This window comes from Streptomyces diversicolor, from assembly GCF_057537855.1.
In genome coordinates, this window is the sequence record NZ_BAAJXA010000020.1 from 58,831 (window position 1) to 80,041 (window position 21,211).

Consider the following 21,211-nt stretch of genomic DNA (forward strand, 5'->3'; position numbering starts at 1 on the left):
CCATCCCGGCGCGCTGAAGGCTACTCGGCGCGGGTGAGCGAACGGAGCTCAGCGTCCAGTATGCGGATCAACTCACCGACGCGTCCGCCGCCGACCGGCGCCGCCGGGAAACGTTTCAGTACGTCAACGACGACCGGAGTCGCACGGCGCACCGTCCCCTTGAGGTGTTCCACACCGACGCTCCGATCGTCGCCGGCGACGAGTTCGGCCGCTCTGGCCGCGTAAGCGCCGGCTCCGAGGATGTGCTTGACCTGAGTGGCCTTGGCCAGCGGATGCAGGTAGGCGGCGCCTGCCGCAGACATCGCTGCCCACGCCGCCTCGCGTGCGGCCGCGGTGTCCGCGCTCTTGGCTGCCTTGAGGGCCGCCGCCGCTGTGACGCGCAGAGACTTCCCGCGCTCACCACCCTGGGCGAACTCCCATGCGGCACCGACAGCGTCTCTGGGCCGTGAGTCGTGCGGCTGATCGGCCTCGAATATGTCCAGCACGCCCTCCGCGCATGCCGCGGCGAACGCGGTGACCTCACGAAGGTCCCGCGTGCTCAGAACGACCTCACTCGTCTCCCCTGTCATGGTTCCATCCTCCGCCCGGCGCAGGCTCCCGATGAAGGAATGAGGAGAACGAACGCCGATGTCACCGCGCAAACCGGCTGCCGAAAGGCCGACTTGATCGGCGGGGCGGCGGGCCGCTGGGCCGCCGCCCCGCCGGAGTCGGTCCGGCTACGGCCGGTCAGGCGTCGGCGATCGGGTTGGTGCCCAGACGGACGTTGTCGATCGCCCAGAACCAGTTGTTGCCCGCGTTGAAGATCCGGAAGTTGACCTTCGCCGATGTCGCCCCGGCGGGGACGGGGCAGGAGAGCCGGACGAGCCGGTTCTGCTGGTCCTGGCCCAGGTTGGTGTTCCCGGACGACGCGCTGCTGTAGTGGAGCAGCCGGACCGGTTCACCGGTGTCGAACACGACGGTGACCTCGGCCTCCTGCGGGCTCTCCTGCCGGTAGTGGGAGTCGAAGCCCAGATGGAGGGTGGAGGCGCCCGAGGGGATGGACACGGCCGGGGTGGTCAGGGTCGAGTCGAACCGGCCCCGCGCTGACGGGCTGCCGGTGTCGTCCCAGTCGTCGGGGTCGGCCACGGCCACCACGCCGAGCGCCCGGCTGAAGTCGGGGCGATCCTGTCCGGCGGGGAACCAGAACTGCTTGGACAGGAAGGTCCAGCCCTGCAGCTCTCGCGTACCCTGCGGCATGGCCGGTGCGTTGGTGACCGTCCAGCCCTCGGGGGTGGTCCGGGTCCAGCCGAGCAGGCCGGGGCGGCTGAGGTCGGCCGCCGCGGCGAGCACGGGGGCGACGGACTCGAAGTCCTCGGCGAGGAGGTAGCCGCTCATGACCGGCCCGGTCTTGGCGGACAGGGACGCGGACGCCTGCGCGTCGCTGCCGCTCAGCTTCGCCGTGACGGTCGCCTTGAGGCTGCCGAAGACGCGTGCCGCGGCGGCGGGCGCGACGACGTCCCAGGCCACGGACGCGGAGGAGCGGGCCGGAACGGACGTGGGCGCGCTGCCCTTGGTGGTGGCGGTCCAGCCCTCCGGGAGGGACAACCCGGCGGTCAGGCCGGTGAGCGGTGTGCTGCCGGCGTTGGTGACGGTGGCCGTCACGGTGACCGGCCTGCCCGGTGAGAGCACAGTGCCGTCGGTCCCGGGGGAGCTGGCCGGACCGGTCAGTGCGACGCTCATGGCCGGGGCGACCTTGGTCCGCACGCGCGCGTCCGCGAGCCTGAGCAGACCGTCGTCGTCGGCGTGCGCGGCGACGACCAGCCGCCCGGCGGTGGCGTCGGGAGCGGGCGTGACGACGAAACGTACGTCGGCCGAGTCGCCGGCCCGCAGCACGGTCGGCGCCCCACCGGTCCGCTGGACCGTCCAGCCGGACGGGGCGAGCAGCGCGACGGAGAGAGCGTCGAGCCGGTGGGTGCCCTGGTTCCGCACGGTGACCACGACATCGGTGGGGTTGCCCTGCGCGAAGGGCGTGCCCAGGGACGGCAGCGCCGCCGGCAGACCGATCGTCGCGGCCAGCGCCGGGGCCGTGCCGGTCGCCGGGTCGGTGACGCCGGGCTTGCCGTCGGCCAGTCGACCGGTGGCGCGCCGCAGGAAGGACGGGTCGTCGCGGTCGACGACCACCACGTCGTACCAGCCGTGATCCGGCACATGGAGCTGCACCGTGCGGGACTGGCCGGGCTTGAGGGTGACGGTCCGCACGTGGTCGCCGTGCTTACGGGAGTAGACCGACTCACCGACGAGCAGCGTACGGGTCCTGGGGGAGGGGTTGGAGCACACCACGGTCACCCGGCCGGGGCCCGGGTGCTCGACGAGGTGTGCCTCGGCGCCCACACCGGTTCCGCGCAGCTCCCACACCGACCATCCCGGACCGTGGATTTGCAAGTCGTAGCCGTCGGCGCCGTACTCCACCGTTTCGGTGGCGCCCTTGCCGGCGGGGACGGTCCAGGCGCGCGGAGCGGTGCCGTCACCGGGGTAGGCGGTGAACGTGGCGCCGGTGCCGCCCTCGTTGCCGGATCGGAGGCGTACGGCGGAGCGGGTGACATCCGTGCGCAGGGACAGCCGGTAGGGGGAGCGGCGCGTGCGACGGGTGCCGGACTCCTGCTCCGGGAGCGCCTGCTCCTTGGGCGGTACGGGCGTCCACCGTCCGACGGGTGCCGGCACCTGCCCCGGCTGCTCCACCTCGGGCTGCCGGTGGGCGCTGTCGAAGTCGAAGGCGGAGGTCAGGTCGCCGAAGACGCTACGGCGCCAGTCGCTGATGTTGGGCTCGCGGACACCGGTCCACTTCTCCAGGAACCGGATGACCGAGGTGTGGTCGAACGCCTCCGAGCTGACGAAACCGCCCACCGTCCACGGCGACACGATCGTCATCGGCACGCGCGGGCCGGGACCGACCGGGCTGCCGTTGAACCAGTCGTCGCAGTTGCCGGTGTCCGGCTTCGGCGCGACCGGGGCGGGCACGTGGTCGAAGTAGCCGTCGTTCTCGTCGAAGTTGATGAACAGCGCCGTCTTCGACCAGGTCTTCGGGTCGCCGGCGATGGCGTCGAGGAGGTCGTAGACGAGGTTGGCGCTGCCGACGGGGGTGGAGCTGCTCGGGTGTTCGGACAGCGCCGCCGTCGGGACGATCCAACTGACCTGAGGCAGCGTGCCCTTCTTGATGTCCGCGGTGAGCCGCTGGACAAGGGTGTCGGGCTCGGAGCGGTAGGCGCCCCGCATGAACAGCCGACGCTCGGCCGGGGTCAGCGCGTCGACGCCCCGCTGGAACTCGGCCAGCGCGGCCTTGCGCTGATCAGCGGTCTTGCCCCACAGGCTGTCGTAGAACTGCTCGGTGGTGGAGTACTGGCCGCTGACCTTGGCCAGGATCTTCCGGCCGATCTCCTTCCAGGGCCGGAAGTATTCCACCGCGTTGTCGGTGAAGTTGTCCCATTCCTGATAGATCTGCCAGGACACGCCGGCGGCCTCCAGGCGCTCCGGGTACGTCGTCCAGTCGTAGCCCTGATGCGTGTAGGAGTACGCGGCGTTGGTGACGGCCCGGTTGACACCGCCCGGCTCGTAACCGGTCGTGCCGGTCCACAGATAGTTGCGGTTGGGGTTGGTCGAGCCGTAGACGGAGCAGAAGTACGCGTCGCAGAGGGTGAAGCGGTCGGCCAGCTCGTACTGCAACGGAATGTCGCGCCGGTCGTAGAAGGCCATGGTGCTCTGGCTCTTGGCGGCGATCCAGTCGTCCCACCAGCCGTTCGCCCGGGCCTGGACGGCGTCGGAGAATCCGTGCGCGAGCGAACCCAGGTACTGGATGTCGCTCTCGGGACGGCCCGCGTCGAGAGCCGCCTGCCGGGCCGAGAACGGCAGCACCTCGGCACCGCCGGCCCGCGGCTGCTCGAAGACACTCCCACCGGTGGGCAGCCGCAGCGGCGTGCGGTCGCCGAAGCCGCGCACACCCTTGAGGGTTCCGAAATAGTTGTCGAAGGAACGGTTCTCCTGCATCAGGATGATCACATGCTCGATCGCCCGCAGGCCACCGCGTGGCATGGGCGCGGCCATCGCCTGGTGCAGCGACGGAGGCAGGAAGGAGAGAGCGGTTCCACCGGCGAGGGTGCCGAGAACCTTACGGCGGGAGATGTCAGACATGACCGGAGGTTAGGTCGTCCCTCTCACGGCCGTAACCCTACGTGACGGATCTTCGTCGCCCGTTCATCCAGTGGCCCCGAACGTTCCCTTACCGGTACGGACAGCTTAGGAATGACCCGCAACAGGAGGTGTCGGCGCTCGGGTGGACCTTCGTCTCCGCCGTGCGACGGGGACGGGACCTACCCGCGAACGACGCCTGGCGGCACGGGGATTGACGACGATCAGTGGGTATCCCAACGCCCTCCGATCGGAGCCCCGCATGCTGAACAGGACCCTGCGCGCCACCGCCCTTGTCGCCGTGGTGGTCGCCGTCGCCGCGCCCGCCGCCGCGGCACCCGTCTCGATCTCGCCGGCCGCGCCTGAGGCCGCCGCCGCGGCACCCGCCTCGTCCTCGCCGCCGGCGCGGGAGACCGCCGCCGTCTCCGCGCTCAAGGGCGACGCGCGCATGGACTACCCGGTCGCGGACCAGGAGGTGCGGGTGTCCGTCGACGCCCACGCGACCTACACCGTCGGGAGTGTCCCGCAGCGCTCCTGGGGCACCTTCCGCATCTCGCACGCCCAGGACGGCACGCTCTACTGGGGCGAGTTCCAGGTCGACTGCCTCACCACGGGCGGTCCCACCGCCACCGTCACCGGCCGCCTGGTCCGCACCAGCCCCGGCCACCCCTGGCTCACCATGCTCGACCCGCACACCCGCATGGGCGTGAGCTTCTTCGTCCCGGAGAAGGGCCAGGCCCGTATCGGACTCTCCGGAGCCACCGAGAAGGACGAGCCGCTGCTCACGAAGTGCATGGCACCCGCGGCCGACGCGAAGGTCATCGACGGCGGGTACACACTGCGCGACCGCACGCATGGGTGAGGGAAGCGAATCCCGCAGCGGCCCCTGCCCTCGAAGCGCTGATCACTCCGTGCCGCGGATCACCGCGACGGGGCAGTGGGCGTGGTGCAGCAGGGCCTGGCTGACCGAGCCGAGCAGCAGCCCCGTGAACCCGCCCCGGCCACGAGCTCCGGCGACGACCAACTGCGCATCGTGACTCGCCTCGATCAGGGCCGGGCGGATCCGGGAGAGCACAAGGCGCCGCTCCACCGTGATCTGGGGGTAGCGCGCCAGGTGCGGAGACAGGGTCTCGTCCAGCAGCCGCTGCTCCTCGTCGCGGAGTCGTTCGATGCCGACCACCAGGTTCACCGGAGCTGCCGGTCCCGCGGAGGCTCCTTCGCTCCACGTGTTCCACACGTGGAGGGCGAGCAGGCCCGCACCGCGCATCGACGCTTCGGCGAAGGCGAACTCGACGGCGCGTTCGCCCGCCGGGGAGCCGTCCACCGCCAGCAGCACGGGACCGGTGGGGTTCGGTCTGCCCCTCACCACCAGCACCGGGCAACGGCCGTGGGCAGCCAGATGCACCGCGGTGGAACCGAGCAGCAGGCTGCCGAACGAGCCAAGGCCGCGGCTTCCCACGACGACGAGCGACGCGGTGCGCGACTCGATCTCCAGCACCATCAGCGGCTCGCCCACGGTGACCTCCCGGGCGATGTCCACACGCGGCGCGACCTCGCGCGCCCGCTGCTCGGCCTCGGCCAGCGTGCCGTCCACCAGCTCGCGCACCCCCGCTACGGCAGGACTCCACGGCGGTCCACCCAGCGGTGGATGGATCGACGGCCACCCGAAGGCATGCACCAGCCGCAGGCCGGTCCCGCTCACCGCCGCCTCGTGTGCCGCCGTCTCCACCGCGTCCAGGCTGGACGGTGAGCCGTCGACGCCGACTACGACCGGTTTCCCCATGCCGTGCCTCCTCGCCGGGCCGGCGCGCGGGCGCCTGCCCGGTTCCCCTCCATCCTGCGCCACCGCGCCGGGCGGCGCAGCGGAGCGGCGGTCAGGACGCCGGTGCCGGGAGGGGCTTGTCCAGCAGGAAGGCCCGTAGGAGTGCGGTGTACAGGCGGGGTTGCGCATGGCTGATGGAGTGTCCCGCGCCCTGGATGTGGACCAGCCGGGAGTCGGGCAGGGTCGTGCGGTATTCCTGGGTGACTTCGGGTTTGACGAAGTCGCACTGGCCGCGCAGGATCAGCGACGGCACGCGCACCGTGCGCAGGACGGGACGCGGGTCGGGGAGTTGTTCGAAGTCCTTGACGGTCATCTGGTTGCTGTAGAAACCCTGCGGGTTGTTGTGTGCCCCGGTGGGTGCCGTCCCCGCACACGACGTGGTGTCCTTGCCGACAAGGGCCACTTCGTGCATCCAGTGGTCGAGTTCGCGGTCGCCGGCCAGGGCGTGCGCGGCGCGCGGGTTGACGCCGAGGAGCAGGCTCGCGGCGATCAGGCGGGGTCTGCTGTCCAGGTCGTCGCGCCGGGAGCGTTGGGCCGGTGTCAGATCGTCCCAGGGCTCGCCGGCCTGGGACCCGGGGTACTCCCGGCCCCACAGGGCGCCCGGCGAGGTGAAGACCGCCTTGGACACGTGTGTGGGGTGCGCCCGCAGATACTGGGCGGCCAGGGAGCCGCCCCATGACTGGCCGACGAGGACGATGCGGTCCGCGCCGAGGAGCCGGCGGATCGCGTCGAGGTCGGCGACCTGGCGGGCGACGGTGTAGCCGGTGATGTCGGACAGCCGGGTGGAACGGCCCGCGCCGACCTGGTCGTAGGAGTAGACCTCGAATCCCTCCGCGGCCAGTTCCCGACCGGCGGTGGGGGTGCCCTCCGCCGGGGTGCCCGGGCCGCCGTGCAGGAAGATGACGGGAGTGGGCCGGGGCGTGCCGGCGGCGGGCGTGTGGACGTAGGCGATCCGGGAGCCGGTCGGCAGGTTCCAGAAGCGGACGCCGGAGGGGACGGGACCCGCGGCCGGGGCCGGCATCGGGCGGAAGACGGTGGCGGCGGCCAGGGCCGTGGTGCCGAGGAGCAGCACGGCGGTGAGGGCGGCCGTGGCCCGCAGGCCGCCCCTGCCGAGCAGCCGGAAGGCCGCGCCGCCGAGCAGGTGGGCGACCACCGCGGCGACGACGAGACCCGCGGCCGCGAGCAGCCAGACGCTCGCGGTCGCGAACGCCGCCGCGAGGAAACCGGCTGCCGCGGCGACCGGTGTCAGTGCCACCGTGACGGCGAGCAGAAGGCCGCCGCATGTGCGGCGGACGAGCGGGGGAAACGGACCGGACCGGGGAATTCTGAGTGCCATGCCGTGAGGCTAGGTGTGGGGGCAGGGCCTGGTCGTCAGGCTGCCGGACGACGGTCCGGCGGTGAAATCCGCTGGTGGAGGGGGTGGTGACCCCCGCCGCACGGCGGGGGTCACCACCCCTTTGGGAAGGCCGGCCGCACTCGCTGCGGTGGACACCGGGGTAGGCGACGGCCACGGTGGGGTGCGGCGCGCCCTGGCCGGCCACGCCGTAGTGTGCCGCTCGCTTTGTGGGCCGGTGTTTCAGCGGACTCCGGGGCGTACGAGGCCGGTCTCGTACGCGGCGATCGTCGCCTGGACGCGGTTGCGGACGCCGAGTTTGGCGAGGACCACCGCGACATGGTCCTTGACGGTGGCCGGGCTGATGCCGAGTTCGGCGGCGATCTCGGCGTTGGCCAGCCCGCGGGCCACGTGCCGCAGGACGTCGGTTTCGCGCGGCGTGAGCCGCCGCAGCCGGTCGGCGTCGGCGGGGGCGTCACCGGTGGCGTACCGCTCGACCAGCCGCCGCGTCACCATGGGGTCGAGCAGCGCGCCGCCGCGGGCGGCGACCCGCACGGCGTCGACCACCCGCTCCGGCTCGGCGTCCTTGAGCAGGAAGCCGACCGCCCCGGCGCGCAGCGCGGCGAACACGTACTCGTCGAGGTCGAAGGTGGTCAGGACGACGACACGGGTGCCGGGAGCCTCCGCGGTGATCCGGGCGGTGGCGGCCAGCCCACCGCCGCCCGGCATCCTGATGTCCATCAGGGCGACGTCCGGCCGCAGTTCGAGCACGCGCGCGACAGCCGACTCGCCGTCGGCCGCCTGTCCGACGACGGACAGGTCGGGTTCGGCGTCGAGGATCGCTGCGATTCCGGCGCGTACCACCGTCTGGTCGTCGGCGACGGTCACACTGATCGCGATGGGAACACCTCCGGCAGCCACACGTGCACCGCGTTGTCGGTCTGGGTGAGCGTACCGCCCACGGCGTCGGCCACGGCCCGTATGTGCCGTCGCGTACCGGGCGCGGCGGGCAGCGGTCCCGACACCTCGACACCGGCGGCACCGCGCAGCACGGTCAGTCCGACCCCCTCGGCCAGCAGCATCGCGGCGACCCGGTACGCAGCCACACCCACCACGACGGGCTCGGCGGCGCGCGGCCCCCGGTAGCTGACGGTGGCGCCGTAGCGGGTGGCCAGCGCGGAGATGCCGGCGAGCGTGGGCGGCGGCGCGGCGACGCCCTGCCCCGTGCCGTCGTCGCCCTGGCCGTGCAGGTCCATGAGCAGTTCCCGGAGCGCGGCGAGGCCGGCTCGTGCTTCGGAGAGGACGGTGTCGAGCCGTCCGGCGTCGGCGGCGGTGACCACATCGCACGCGTGCCGGTGCGCGGTGCGCAGCAGGCCCGCGGCGATCACGCGGCGCTGGTCGCGTACGGCGGCGTCGGCGTCCCGTTCGAGCACTTCCCGGCTGCGGGCCGCGGTGGCCCTGCGCCGCTCACGCCGCAGGGCGGTGCGTACCCCAAGCCCCCACAGTGCGAAGGCGGGGAAGGCGAGCAGGGCGGTCAGCGCAGCCCAGGCCGCCGCCCGGGGGCCGGTGATACCGCTGCCGCTGGCGAGTGCCAGACCGCCGGTCGCTGCCACCGCGACGGGGGCCAGCACACCGCGCCGTACCGGCAGATACGCGCCCGCGCTGTACACGAAGGTCAACTCCACCCACCAGTACACGAGGAAGATGTCGCTGACCGGCGGCCGCGTCCAGCCGGCCTGGTCGCAGGCCCACCACAGCACCAGCGCCGACAGCACGGCGGTCAGCCCCGCCCCGGGCGCGCGCGAACGCCAGCCGAGCGGCACGGCGTGCAGGCCGGACAGCAGGACGATGGGCAGACCGGACAGCGCGCTGCGGAACGAGTCGGGTACGTCCTCGGAGAGCAGGCCCGCGCCGAGCGAGAGCGCGACGGCGAGCACGACCAGGGCCCAGTCGAGGGCGGTGGGGCCGCGCCAGAGCGGGCGGCGGCGCGGACCGCAGGCGAGGCCGGACCGCCCCGCGAGGTTCAGCCACCGCCTGTCGGGAACCGGCCCGGCGGGCGGTTCTTCGGGCAGGGGGAGTTCGGCGTGGACGGTCCAGCCGCCGGGCGCCGGCCCGTACGAGAGCGTGCCGCCCGCCGCGCCGACCGTGCCGCGCAGACCGGTCAGGCCGCGGCCGGTGCCGAGGTCCGGTTCCGCTGCGGTGCCGCCGTCGTCCGTCACGGTGACGGTGAGGAGTCCGGGACGCCTGCCCAGGGCGACGCGTACCGTCGCGCCGCGGGCGTAACGGGCCGTGTTGGTCAGCGCCTCACGGACCACCCGGTACGCGACCGCGCCCGTCGCGGCGGGAACGGCCGGCCCGGTACCGGTGGTGTCCTCCAGGTCGGCACCGCACTCGGTCGCCAGGGCGGCGACATCGTGGAGTGAGCTGCCCGCGGCGTCGCCCCGGTCCGCCAGGCGGTCCAGTTCTGCCACGGCCTTGCGTCCCGTGTCCGCCGCGTGGCGCAGGGCGCCGGCGATCAGGTCCGGGTCGGTGAGATGCCGGGCCGCCGCGGCGGAGACGACGATTGCGGTGAGCCGGTGCGCGGCCACGTCGTGCAGTTCGGCGGCGAGCCGGTCCCGCTCGGCGAGCGCGGCGTACCGCGGCATGGCCGCCGCGCCGGCGCGGTACGCGGCCAGGGCGGACCGTTCGGCCCGGCGGCGCCGCCGCGATCTGCCCAGTACCCAGGCCACGGCCGCGGCGCCGGCCGCGACCAGGGCCGTGCCCACGACGTTCCACGGACGCAGTCCGGCAGCGATGCCGGTCATGGTGGCCGCCGCGACGGCGACGGCCGACCCCGCGACGGCGAGCCCGGCGGTACGCCGCAGCGCGAGGGCGTACAGAACGACGAACGCCACCACGGCGGCGACGGCGGCGGCCACGGGCGTGCTCACGACCGCGCCCCGCGAGTGCACGGGCACGCGGGCCGAAACGGTCCGGGCTCCGCCCGCGGCACCGGATCCCGCATGCCCCACCGCATGCCCGGCAGGATAACCAACCCGCCCCCGGCCTCCCGTACGACCGAGCGGGTCCCGCACATCACGGACCGGCGGGCAGCAGTCGGCGCACACCCCACCGGACATCGGACGTCTGGCATGCTTCGGTGGTTGCCCCGGTCACCGGCGGACGAGACAGCTGTTCACACCTCTTCATGAGATCGGTCAGCGGTACCGCGGCGCAGGTCAACCTCGGTCGGCCAGACATCCGATGACTTCGTCTAGAGTGGGGCTCATGGCGGTCACCGATGCAGCGATTCTCAAGATCAAAGAAATGATCGTTTCGGGCGAGCTCTCGCCCGGATCCCGGCTTCCCACCGAGAAGGAGCTGAGCGAGTCGCTCGGGCTGTCGCGCAACTCCCTGCGGGAGGCCGTGAAGGCGCTGGAGGTCATCCGTGTCCTGGACGTGCGGCGCGGCGACGGCACCTATGTCACCAGCCTCGAACCGAGGCTGCTGCTGGAGGCCATGTCGTTCGTGGTCGATCTCCACCGGGACGACTCGATCCTGGAGGTCTTCGCGGTACGGCGGATGCTTGAGCCCCAGGTGGCCGCCCTGGCGTGCCGCTCGATCACCGATGCCCAGCTGGACGAGATCGAGAGGCGGCTCGCGGGTGTCGGCGAGGACGCCGACGTCGAGAGCCTGGTCGCCCATGACATCGCGTTTCATCATGCGATCGCCGAGGCGACCGGCAACGCCTATCTGACGAGTCTCCTCGACTCTCTGTCGAGCCACACCGTCCGCGCCCGCGTCTGGCGCGGCATCACCGAGGGCGGCTCGGTCGCCCGCACGATCGACGAGCACCGCAGCATCCTGGAAGCCGTACGGCACAGGGACGCGGAGCTCGCCCAGGCACTGATGATCGCCCACGTCTCCGGCGTGGAGCACTGGCTGAGAAAGGCCCGCTGATGCGTGTCGCGCTGCACTCCGAGATCCGAGAGGGCGCCGTCGATCTCTACCGGGAACGGCACCTGCGGATCCCCGACGACCTGGTCGCCGTGTTCGGTCGGCTCGGCATCCATGACTGGACCATCTGGCGCTCGGGACGGCGGCTGTTCCACCTGGTCGACTGCGACGACTGGGACGCGGTCGGTGCGGCGCTGCCTCAAGAGCCCGCCGACCAGGCGTGGCAGCGTGACATCGGGCGGTTCGTGGAGCTGTTCCGTGACGCTGACGGCGAGCAGGGTGCCGGACCGCTCGAACTGATCTGGGACCTCGCGGCGCAGCGGGACGGCGGACGGTGACCGGGCCGCGGGCCGGGGACGGGCGGGCAGAGCCGGCCGTCATCGCGGGCGACGCCGGCGAGACCGGCCGCGCCGACGGGATCGGTGCGGATCTGGTCGACGCGCATGTGCACGTCTGGGACCCGCGTCGGCTGCGTTACGACTGGCTCGCGGGCACGGCGCTGGACCGGCCGAGGCTGCCGGGCGACATCGACGACGCCGACGGCGCGGTGACGCGATGGGTGTGTGTCGAGGCCGATGTCACCCCGGACTCGGCCCTCGAAGAGGCCCGCTGGGTTGCCGGACTGGACTGGCCCGGACTGGCGGCGATGGTCGTCGCGGCCGACCTGGGTGCGCCCGACGCAGGCGAACGGATCGACCGGGTGGCCGGACTGCCGCTGGTGCGCGGGGTCCGCCATCTGCTCCAGGATCTTCCTCCCGAGCGGCTCGCGGCGCCCGCACTGCACAAGGGACTCGCCGAAGTCGCCCGCGCCGGTCTGGTTTTCGACGCCTGCGTGCGCTGGACCCAGCTCGACGACCTCGACCGCCTCCTGACCGACTCGTGCGACGGGATCACCGTCCTCGACCACCTGGGCAAGCCGCCGGTGGACGAGGGACTGCACTCGGAAGCCGGACAGACCTGGCTGACAGCGCTGCGTCGCCTCGCCCGTCATGAGCGGCTGACGGTGAAGCTCTCCGGACTCCCCGCCGAAGCCTCCGACGCGGGGACCCTGCACCGGCACGGTCCGGATCTGCTGCGCGCGGCCCTCGACTTGTTCGGCCCGGAGCGCTGTCTGCTGGGCGGTGACTGGCCGGTGAGTACCGGGATCGACGGCAGGACGACGACAGGCGCGTGGTTCCGCCTCGTCCGCGACGTCGTCGGCCCGTACGACTGGCCGCAGGTCGCCGCGGGCACCGCCCGCAGGGTCTACGGGATCGGCGACTGAGACGACGATGTCCCCCGGTTGCCGGAACCCGGGGACATCGTGGCGGCCCGCAGACACAGGGCCCGGACCGTGCACGCGGTACTGTCCGGGCCCTACGCGGTCGGTGGGAATCGGTCAGGGGATCAGCTGCTCGTCGCGCAGCGTCTCCCACAGCTCGTCGGGGATCTCCGTCTTCATGTGCTGGAGATTGGCGCGCAGTGAGCTGGTGCGTGCGGTACCGACGACCACTTGGTTCACCGCCGGGTGGCGCAGTGGGTACTGGATGGCGGCGGTGGGCAGCGGGATGCCGAAGCGGGCGCAGACTTCTCGCAGCCGCTCGGTGCGTGCGACCAACTCGGGCGGTACGGCCCCGTAGTTGTAGTGCGCCGCGGCGGGGGTGTCGGAGGCGAGCAGTCCCGAGTTGAACACGGCGGCCGCGAGCACCCGTACGCCGCGCTCCTGGCACAGGGGGAGGAGTTCCGTGGCGGCGGGCTGTTCGAGCAGGGTGTAGCGGCCGGCGATCATGACGACGTCGAGGTCGCCCTCGCGGACCGCGCGGACGGCTGCCTCCACGCTGTTGACGCCGACGCCGATCTCGTCGACCAGCCCGGCTTCCCGGAGGCGTGCGAGGGCGGGCAGCCCCAGCCGCAGTCCCTCGGCGAGGTCGTAGACGTCGGGGTCGTGGAGGAACAGGGTGTCGACGCGGTCGATGCCGAGCCGTTCCAGTGAGGCGTCCAGGCTTCGCCGCACACCGGCCGGGCTGGGATCCCAGTGCCGTACGTGGTCGTCAGGCACGACGAAACCGTTCGCTTCGTCGGTGCCGTGGCGGCGGCCGGTGTTCGGCACGATCAGGCGGCCGACCTTTGTCGACAGACGGTAGGTGTCGCGGGCCTGCTGTCGCAGGAAGGTGCCGAGTCGCCGTTCGCTGAGGCCCAGTCCGTAGTGGGGTGCGGTGTCGTAGCTGCGGATGCCGCCTGCCCAGGCTTCCTCCAGTACCGTCCGGGCGTCTTCGTCGGACACCTCGCGGTACAGGTTGCCGATGGATGCGGCTCCGAATCCCAGCCGGTCGGTCATGCGGCGACTCCCGTCTCTGCGGTCCAGCGGTGTGCGGTGATCGAGGCTGCGTGCATCTCGGTTCCGGCGCCCGGGGTGGTCGGTGCGAGGTACCGGCCGTCCCGGACGACCGTCGGGGTGACGAAGTGCTCATGCAGATGGTCGACGAATTCGATCATGCGTCCCTCGGTCGTGCCGGAGACGGCGATGAAGTCGAACATCGACAGGTGCTGGACGGCCTCGCACAGGCCCACGCCCCCGGCGTGCGGGCAGACAGGGGTGTCGAACTTCGCGGCGAGCAGCAGGTGGGCGATGTTCTCGTTGACTCCGCCGACCCGGGCCGCGTCGATCTGGAGGATGTGAAGTGCCTCGGCCTGAAGGAACTGCTTGACCATGATGCGGTTGTGCACGTGTTCCCCGGTGGCCACCGGCACGGGAGCGATCCCGCGGGCGATGGCGGCGTGCCCCAGGATGTCGTCGGGGCTGGTCGGTTCCTCCACCCAGGCCACATCGAAGGGCGCGAGGGCGCGGACCCACTCGATCGCGGCGGCCACGTCCCAGCGCTGGTTCGCGTCGACCGCGATGGGGAAGCCGTCGCCGCAGATCTCACGTGCGATGCGCATACGTCGGATGTCGTCGTCGAGGTTGGCGCCGACCTTGAGCTTGATCTGCGGGAATCCGGCGTCGACGGCCTCGCGGCACAGGCGGGCGAGTTTGTCGTCGGAGTAGCCGAGCCAGCCGGGGCTTGTGGTGTAGGCGGGGTATCCGTCGGCCAGCAGGATCTGCTCGCGCTCGGCCCGGCCGGGCTCGGCGCGGCGCAGGATGCCGATGGCCTCCTCGCGGGTCAGGGCGTCGGTGAGGTAGCGGTAGTCGACGAGGTCGGCGAGCTGCTCGGGGGACATCCGGGCCAGCAGTTGCCACAGTGGCAGGCCGGCCCGCTTGGCCTTGAGGTCCCACAGCGCGTTGACGACCGCGCCGACGGCCATGTGCATGATGCCCTTTTCGGGGCCCAGCCAGCGTAGTTGGGAGTCGTGCGCGAGGATCCGCCACGCCTCACCCATGTCGTCGAGCAGCGGTTCGACCTCGCGTCCGAGCAGATGGCCCTCCAGCATCTGAATGGCGGCCACCTGCACATCGTTGCCGCGGCCGATGGTGAAGGCGAAGGCGTGCCCTTCGTGGCCGTCGGGTGCGTCGGTGTGGATGACGACATAGGCCGCCGAGTAGTCGGGGTCCGCGTTCATGGCGTCCGAGCCGTCCAGCGACGCGGAGGTCCGGAAGCGGACGTCCGCCGTGGAAACGGATGTGATCGTGGTCATGGGTCCTCCCGAGAGGATCTAAACATCGGATCAATCGAAGGGTCAAATGGTATGGTGCCGTCGCTCCGCCTTACAGGTGGGCTTAGAGTTCCGATGTTCTGGAGGGGATCTCATGAAACTCGCGCGGATCGGGGAGGTCGGCCGGGAGAAGCCGGTCGTCGTCGCCGAAGACCACTACCTCGACCTGTCGACTCTCACGGACGACATCGACGGGCCCTTCCTGTCGCAGTCCCTGGACCGCGTCGCCGCCGCGGTGCGCGCAGGTGAACTTCCGCGTATCGAGCGCGCAGGGCAGCGGATCGGCGCACCGATCGCCCGGCCGTCCGCGGTCATCTGCGTGGGGATGAACTACGCCGCCCACGCCGCCGAGTCCGGGGCCGAAACCCCCGAGGACCTGGTGGTGTTTCTCAAGACCCCCAACACCGTGGTCGGTCCCGACGACGACGTCACCCTCCCCCCGGGCAGCGTGAAGACCGACTGGGAGGTGGAGCTCGGCGTGGTGATCGGGCGCAGGGCGAGCTACCTCGACTCGCCCGAGGACGCCATCGGGCACGTCGCCGGATACACACTGGTCAACGATCTCTCCGAGCGCGAGTGGCAGATCGAACGATCCGGCGGTCAGTGGAGCAAGGGCAAGTCGTTCCCCGGGTTTTCTCCCGTCGGCCCCTGGCTCGTCACTGCCGACGAGATCGATCCGCGCACGCTGCGGCTGCGCAGCTGGGTCAACGCCGCGCCGCGCCAGGACTCCAGCACCTCCGACATGATCTTCGACGTCGCCCAGATCGTCTGGCGGCTCAGCCAGTTCCTGGCGCTCGAACCCGGCGATCTGATCATGACCGGCACGCCTGAGGGCGTCGCCCTGTCGGGACGCTTCCCCTATCTGCGGCACGGAGATGTCGTCGAGGTCGAGATCGACGGGCTCGGCCGGCAGCGGCAGGTGATCCGATGACCGGCTTCGAGAACGTCAGGGCCCTGGTCACCGGCGGCGCGTCGGGCATCGGCGCGGCGATCGTCCGCAGGCTGCGCGCGGAGGGCGCACGGGTCGCGGTACTGGATCTGAACCCGCCTGACGGGGAGCGGGACGCCTACCGGGTGGACGTCGGACGGGACGAGGACGTGCGGACGGCGGTGGCGCACGTCGCCGAGACGTTCGGCGGGATCGACGTCGTCGTCAACAACGCGGGGATCGGTGCCCAGGGCACGGTGGCCGACAACTCCGACGAGGAATGGCACCGCGTCCTGGACATCAACGTGCTCGGCGCCGTGCGCGTCAGCCGTGCCGCGTTGCCGTGGCTGCGCCGGTCCTCCTGCCCCGCGATCGTGAACATGTGCTCCATCGCGGCGAGCGCGGGGCTCCCGCGGCGGGCCCTGTACGGGGCGAGCAAGGGGGCGTTGTACTCGCTGACGCTCCAGATGGCGGCGGATCATGTGCGCGAGGGGATCAGGGTGAACGCGGTCAGCCCCGGAACCGTGGCGACCCCCTGGGTGGCCCGGCTGCTGGACTCCGCGCAGGACCCGGTGGCCGAGCGGGCGGCTCTGGATGCCCGGCAGCCGCACGGGCGTCTGGTCGAGGCCGCGGAGGTCGCTGATGCCGTTGCCTATCTGGCCAGTCCCCGTGCGGGCTCGACGACGGGGACGGTCGTCGAGGTCGATGGCGGGATGTCGGGCCTCAGGCTGCGTAACTGACCGCACATATCCGATGTATGCGTCAGGTCACGAGGAGATATCCCAGGATTACACCGCCGTTGACACGATAAACATCGGATGATTAGATCGCTCGTGCCTGACGTCGGAGTACCACATCAGCCACTAGGCCGAATGAAATCAAAGGTGATGACATGAGAGTACGGACTGCGGCTGTCGCCACCACGGCTGTGGGGGCTCTGTTCCTCACAGGCTGTTCCGGCGGCCAGAGCTCGGGCAGCGGTGACAGCCTCACCTGGTCGATGTGGATCGGCTCGTCGGACGATCAGAAAGTCTGGGCGGGTGTCGGAGAAACCGGCGCCGAGGCATCCGGCAAGAAGGTGTCCCTGCAGGGCTCGCCGTTCAACGACTACTGGACCAAGATCTCGACACAGCTCGGGACGTCTGGCGCGCCCTGCATCGTCACGATGCAGAGCCTGCGCGTGAACCAGTTCTCCGAGGGCCTGCTGCCGCTGGACGACCTCATCAAGTCGACCGGCTTCGACAGCGACGCGTTCGACGAAGGGGCCATGAAGGCCCTGGCCGTGGACGGCAAGCAGTACGCCATCCCCTACGACACCGGCCCGCTCCTGCTCTTCTACAACAAGGACGCCTTCGACAAGGCCGGCGTCGACGCCCCGAAGCCGGGATGGACCGTCGACGACTTCGAGGCCGCGGCCACCGCCCTGAAGAAGAACGGCCAGGTCGCTCTCGCGACCACCGTCGAGGACATCTTCCTGGAAGGAACGATTCTTTCCACCGGCGGCGCCAAGATGATCGACGACTCCGGCACGGTCTCCCTCGACTCCCCGAAGACCGCTCAAGCGGTCGAGTGGATCGCCGGCCTCGTCAAGGACGGATCCGCGACCAAGGCCGATGGCGCCGACGCCAGCGCCGACGACAACGCCTTCATCAACGGCACGGCCGCCGCGACGGTCGGCGGCCCGTGGAACTCCCTCGACTTCAAGGCGAAGGCCAAGTTCGACGTGGGCGTCACGACCATCCCGTCGCCCGAAGGCGAGCAGAAGACCTACTCGGCGGGCAGCGGTTTCGGCATCTCCAGGACCTGCTCCGACCCGACGGCCGCTTTCAAGGCCATCACGGCGATGACGTCGGAAAAGACCCTGACCTCACTCGCCAAGGACGGCCGGGCCTTCCCCGCCCGCACGGCAGCGCAGGCGGCCTGGTACGAGAGCGCCGGTATCGACGGCGCGAAGGAAGCCCTGGACAGTGCGCTCGCGAGCGCCGTCCCGCTGCCGGGGAGCGCCGACGGCGACAAGCTCAACCAGATGCTCAGCCAGTACGGCCCGCAGATGGTGAACGGGGAGAAGCCGGCCGCAGACGTGCTCGCGGAGATCTCCCGCCACATCGGAAAGTAGCCGGAACCCAGCATGGCACATGTCCCCGCACGCGAGGTGACTGCCGCGGCGGCGTCGAAGGACCACCACCGAGGTGGCCGCCGGCGCGGCCGGTCCGGAGCGTGGGGCGTCGGATTCGCCGCGCCCCACGCCCTCGGGCTCGCGCTGTTCACCCTTGTCCCCATCGGCATCGCCCTGGCCATGAGCCTGCACGACTGGCCCATGATCGGCAGCCCGTCGTGGATCGGCCTCGGCAACTACCAGCAGCTGATCAGTGATCCGACCTTCCGTACGGCGCTGACCAACACGTTTGTGTTCGTCGTCCTCTACGTGCCGCTCAACCTCGCCGTGTCCCTGGGCATGGCGGCCTGGCTGTCCCCGAAGATCCGGCACCGGCAGATCTTCCGTGTCATCTTCTTCCTGCCCACGGTCACCCCGATCGTCGCCAACGCGGTCGTGTGGCGCATGCTCTACCAGCCGGGCGGCGCCTTCGACGCGACGGCTCAGTCCTTCTTCGGCATCGAGCTGCCGGACTTCCTCGCCGACCCGCACTGGGCGATGATCGCGATCGTCGTCATGAGTGTCTGGCAGGGCTTCGGCTACAACATGATCGTCTTCTCGTCCGCGCTGGACTCCGTACCGGAGAGCCAGCTCGAAGCGGCCTCGCTGGACGGCGCGAACGCCTGGACGGCGTTCTGGAGGATCAAGCTCCCGCTGATCTCTCCGTCGCTGTTCTTCGCCACCACGATGACCCTCATCACCTCCTTCCAGGTGTTCATCCAGCCGTACATCATGACGCGCGGCGGCCCCGGCGACTCCACGGTCACCCTCGTGCAGTTCATCTACAACCAGGGCTTCACCTTCCAGAAGCTGGGACTTGCCTCTGCCGCGGCCTGGGTGCTGTTCGTCATCATCCTCGGCGTCACCGCCGTGCAGTTCCTCGGACAGAAGAAGTGGGTGCACTATGAGTGACGTCGTCTCCCGCGGACGCGGCGTCCGGAACCTGCGCACCGCGATCGGCTACACACTGCTCATCCTCGTCGCGCTGCTCTTCATGTCCCCGCTGATCTTCATGGTCGGCACCTCGCTGAAGGCACCCTCGGAGATCTTCTCGACGCCGCCGTCCCTGTTCGGCTCGACCCTGCAATGGGGCAACTACGCCGAAGTCTTCTCCTACGCGCCGTTCGCCCGCTACCTCGTCAACGGCGTCGTCGTCGCGGTCGGCGGCACCCTCATCACCCTCGCGGTGTCCGCACTGTCCGGATACGCCTTCTCCCGGCTGCGCTGGCGTGGCCGCACCGCGACCTTCATGGTCTTCCTCGCCACGATGATGCTCCCTCAGGAAGTCATCATCGTGCCCGCCTTCGTCCTCATGCGGGAACTGGGCTGGGTCAACACCTACCAGGCGCTCATCGTGCCCTGGGCGTTCACCGCGCTCGGCGCGTTCCTGCTGCGCCAGTTCTTCATGACCGTCCCACAGGAACTGGAGGACGCCTCCCGCATCGACGGCCTGGGCCAACTCGGCACCTTCTTGCGCATCATGCTCCCGCTGGCGCGGCCCACTCTCGCCGTGCTCGCCGTGTTCACCTTCATCACCTACTGGAACTCCTTCCTGTGGCCCCTGGTGGTCGTCAACGACGTCACCACGCTCGGCACCATCCCCCTCGGCCTCCAGCAGTTCTTCGGCCAGCAGGGAACCCAGTGGCACCTCATCATGGCGGCCTCGGTGATCTCCATGCTGCCGTCCACCGTCCTGCTCATCGCCCTCCAGCGTTACCTCGTGCGCGGCATCGTCACCTCAGGTCTCGGCGGCCGCTGAACCCACGGCAACGTTCGACCCCGGAAAGGACCGTCCCCCGCATGGCCATGTTCAAGAACGCCCCCGAACGCCCGCAGCAGTACCAGCAGTTCGAACGTGAGACGCCGGCCTGGTTCCGGGACGCCAAGCTCGGCATCTTCGTCCACTGGGGCCCCTACTCCGTCCCGGCCTGGGGCGAGCCCATCGGAGCGCTGGGCACCATCGACGAAGAGGAATGGTTCAAGCACAACCCGTACGCCGAGTGGTACTACAACACCATCCGCATCGAAGGCAGCCCCGCCCGCCGGCACCACCAGGAGGTCTACGGCGGCGCCGACTACGACACATTCCTCGACCTGTGGAAGGCCGAGGCATTCGACGCCGACTCCGTCATGGACCTCGTCGCCGCCACCGGCGCCCGCTACTTCGTCCCCACCACCAAGCACCACGACGGTGTCACCCTGTGGGACGCCCCCGGCACCGGCGATCGCAACACCGTCCGCCGCGGCCCCCGGCGCGACCTGATCGGCGAGTTCCGCGACGCCGCCGAACGCAGGGGCATCCGCTTCGGCGTGTACTACTCCGGCGGCCTCGACTGGCACTTCACCCAGACCCCGCCCATCGTCCGCCACATCGACGACGCCCTGCGCCCCCGGGACAGGGCCTACGCCGACTACGCCTTCGACCACGTCGCCGACCTCATCGAGAAGTACCGGCCGGAAGTCCTGTGGGGCGACATCGAGTACCCCGACGCCGGCAAGCCCGAGGGCGACAAGAGCCTCGTCGAACTCTTCCGCCGCTTCTACGCCGCCCGCCCCGAGGGCGTGGCCAACGACCGCTGGGGCGAAACGCACTGGGACTTCCGCACCAGTGAGTACGAGCAGGGCCGCGCCAGCGAGGGCGACGCGGCCTGGGAGAACTGCCGCGGCGTCGGCTTCTCCTTCGGCCACAACCGGCTGGAGGACGAGACCAACTCCCTGAGCGGGCAAGGCGCCGTCCGCCACTTCCTCGACGTCGTCTCGCGGGGCGGCAACCTGCTGCTGAACATCGGCCTGACCGCCTCCGGCGAGGTCACGCCGCTGCAGCGCCGCACCCTTGAGCAGCTCGGCGCCTGGAACCACGCGAACGCCGAGGCCGTCTTCGGCTCGCGTCCCCTCGGCGCGGACCTCGCACGGCCCTCCGACGAGCCCTGGGTCCGCTGGACCCGCACCGGGCGGACCGCGCACGCGTTCGTCGACGCACCGACAGGCACCCGTGTGACCCTCGACGCCAACGGCGACGCCCTGGACCTGTCCGCCGCCGCAGGCGCCTTCACCGAGGCCGTCGACGGCGCGCTCGTCGTGACGATCGGCGACCGCGCCCTCGCCGGGCCCGTCCGAGTGGATGTCCCCCTACGCTGATCCACGACGTCCCGGCAGGACCGCGCCCCTTCAGGTGGCCGGGTATCCGGCCGGCGAGCCAGTTCAGGGTCGCACTCGAAGCGGCAGGCGCGCGGTGCAGACAGGGCC

General features: G+C 71.0%; 18 protein-coding genes. 10 read left to right on the plus strand and 8 right to left on the minus strand.

What is annotated here, in order from left to right; translation table 11 throughout:
- Positions 1 to 20: 20 nt before the first annotated feature.
- A complete protein-coding gene (locus AC27LF_RS23820; RefSeq protein WP_479658396.1) occupies positions 21 to 569 on the minus strand; it encodes a putative immunity protein in 549 nt (182 codons plus the stop codon).
- Positions 570 to 726: 157 nt separating this feature from the next.
- Positions 727 to 4,164: a phosphocholine-specific phospholipase C gene (locus AC27LF_RS23825; RefSeq protein ID WP_479658397.1), complete on the minus strand. Its 3,438-nt coding sequence runs from the start codon at positions 4,162 to 4,164 to the stop codon at positions 727 to 729.
- Positions 4,165 to 4,423: 259 nt separating this feature from the next.
- On the opposite strand from AC27LF_RS23825, the gene AC27LF_RS23830 reads away from it, so the two are divergent.
- Complete coding sequence (locus tag AC27LF_RS23830; RefSeq protein ID WP_479658398.1) at positions 4,424 to 5,023, plus strand: hypothetical protein; 600 nt, start codon at positions 4,424 to 4,426, stop codon at positions 5,021 to 5,023.
- Positions 5,024 to 5,065: 42 nt separating this feature from the next.
- On the opposite strand, the gene AC27LF_RS23835 is transcribed toward AC27LF_RS23830, so the two are convergent.
- From AC27LF_RS23835 to AC27LF_RS23850, 4 genes are all read right to left on the minus strand, one after another.
- A complete protein-coding gene (locus AC27LF_RS23835) occupies positions 5,066 to 5,944 on the minus strand; it encodes a universal stress protein (RefSeq protein WP_479658399.1) in 879 nt (292 codons plus the stop codon).
- Between the two features lie 91 nt (positions 5,945 to 6,035).
- The gene (locus tag AC27LF_RS23840; RefSeq protein WP_479658400.1) at positions 6,036 to 7,319 is read right to left on the minus strand and encodes an alpha/beta fold hydrolase; all 1,284 of its coding nucleotides are present in this window, start codon (positions 7,317 to 7,319) and stop codon (positions 6,036 to 6,038) included.
- Positions 7,320 to 7,559: 240 nt separating this feature from the next.
- Positions 7,560 to 8,204 carry a response regulator gene (locus tag AC27LF_RS23845; protein ID WP_479658401.1) on the minus strand — a complete coding sequence of 215 codons (645 nt, stop codon included), beginning with the start codon at positions 8,202 to 8,204 and terminating at the stop codon, positions 7,560 to 7,562.
- Entirely contained in the window at positions 8,201 to 10,246 is a 2,046-nt protein-coding gene (locus tag AC27LF_RS23850) for an ATP-binding protein (protein ID WP_479658402.1), read from the minus strand. Before AC27LF_RS23850 ends, AC27LF_RS23845 begins: the two co-directional genes overlap by 4 nt.
- A 337-nt stretch (positions 10,247 to 10,583) precedes the next feature.
- On the opposite strand from AC27LF_RS23850, the gene AC27LF_RS23855 reads away from it, so the two are divergent.
- The 3 genes from AC27LF_RS23855 to AC27LF_RS23865 are packed head-to-tail and all read left to right on the plus strand — an operon-like array spanning position 10,584 to position 12,516.
- Positions 10,584 to 11,255: a FadR/GntR family transcriptional regulator gene (locus AC27LF_RS23855; RefSeq protein WP_479658403.1), complete on the plus strand. Its 672-nt coding sequence runs from the start codon at positions 10,584 to 10,586 to the stop codon at positions 11,253 to 11,255.
- Entirely contained in the window at positions 11,255 to 11,590 is a 336-nt protein-coding gene (locus tag AC27LF_RS23860; RefSeq protein ID WP_479658404.1) for an L-rhamnose mutarotase, read from the plus strand. Before AC27LF_RS23855 ends, AC27LF_RS23860 begins: the two co-directional genes overlap by 1 nt.
- Positions 11,587 to 12,516 carry an amidohydrolase family protein gene (locus AC27LF_RS23865; protein WP_479658405.1) on the plus strand — a complete coding sequence of 310 codons (930 nt, stop codon included), beginning with the start codon at positions 11,587 to 11,589 and terminating at the stop codon, positions 12,514 to 12,516. The genes AC27LF_RS23860 and AC27LF_RS23865 overlap by 4 nt, the downstream gene beginning before the upstream one ends.
- 114 nt (positions 12,517 to 12,630) lie before the next feature.
- Here AC27LF_RS23865 and AC27LF_RS23870 read toward each other — a convergent pair whose 3' ends face one another.
- On the minus strand, positions 12,631 to 13,569 hold the full coding sequence (locus AC27LF_RS23870) for an aldo/keto reductase (protein ID WP_479658406.1): 939 nt from the start codon (positions 13,567 to 13,569) through the stop codon (positions 12,631 to 12,633).
- Positions 13,566 to 14,864, minus strand: coding sequence for an enolase C-terminal domain-like protein (locus tag AC27LF_RS23875; protein ID WP_479658407.1), 1,299 nt, complete (start codon positions 14,862 to 14,864; stop codon positions 13,566 to 13,568). The genes AC27LF_RS23870 and AC27LF_RS23875 overlap by 4 nt, the downstream gene beginning before the upstream one ends.
- Positions 14,865 to 14,976: 112 nt before the next feature.
- Here AC27LF_RS23875 and AC27LF_RS23880 point away from each other — a divergent pair, with 112 nt between their 5' ends.
- The 6 genes from AC27LF_RS23880 to AC27LF_RS23905 all read left to right on the plus strand — a co-directional run bounded on the left by AC27LF_RS23880 (position 14,977) and on the right by AC27LF_RS23905 (position 21,103).
- Entirely contained in the window at positions 14,977 to 15,813 is an 837-nt protein-coding gene (locus tag AC27LF_RS23880) for a fumarylacetoacetate hydrolase family protein (RefSeq protein WP_479658408.1), read from the plus strand.
- A complete protein-coding gene (locus AC27LF_RS23885; protein ID WP_479658409.1) occupies positions 15,810 to 16,550 on the plus strand; it encodes an SDR family NAD(P)-dependent oxidoreductase in 741 nt (246 codons plus the stop codon). Before AC27LF_RS23880 ends, AC27LF_RS23885 begins: the two co-directional genes overlap by 4 nt.
- A gap of 152 nt (positions 16,551 to 16,702) precedes the next feature.
- A complete protein-coding gene (locus AC27LF_RS23890; RefSeq protein WP_479658410.1) occupies positions 16,703 to 17,926 on the plus strand; it encodes an ABC transporter substrate-binding protein in 1,224 nt (407 codons plus the stop codon).
- Positions 17,927 to 17,938: 12 nt separating this feature from the next.
- Entirely contained in the window at positions 17,939 to 18,877 is a 939-nt protein-coding gene (locus AC27LF_RS23895) for a carbohydrate ABC transporter permease (protein ID WP_479658411.1), read from the plus strand.
- The gene (locus tag AC27LF_RS23900; RefSeq protein ID WP_479658412.1) at positions 18,870 to 19,724 is read left to right on the plus strand and encodes a carbohydrate ABC transporter permease; all 855 of its coding nucleotides are present in this window, start codon (positions 18,870 to 18,872) and stop codon (positions 19,722 to 19,724) included. The genes AC27LF_RS23895 and AC27LF_RS23900 overlap by 8 nt, the downstream gene beginning before the upstream one ends.
- Before the next feature lie 41 nt (positions 19,725 to 19,765).
- A complete protein-coding gene (locus AC27LF_RS23905; protein WP_479658413.1) occupies positions 19,766 to 21,103 on the plus strand; it encodes an alpha-L-fucosidase in 1,338 nt (445 codons plus the stop codon).
- Positions 21,104 to 21,211: the final 108 nt, after the last annotated feature.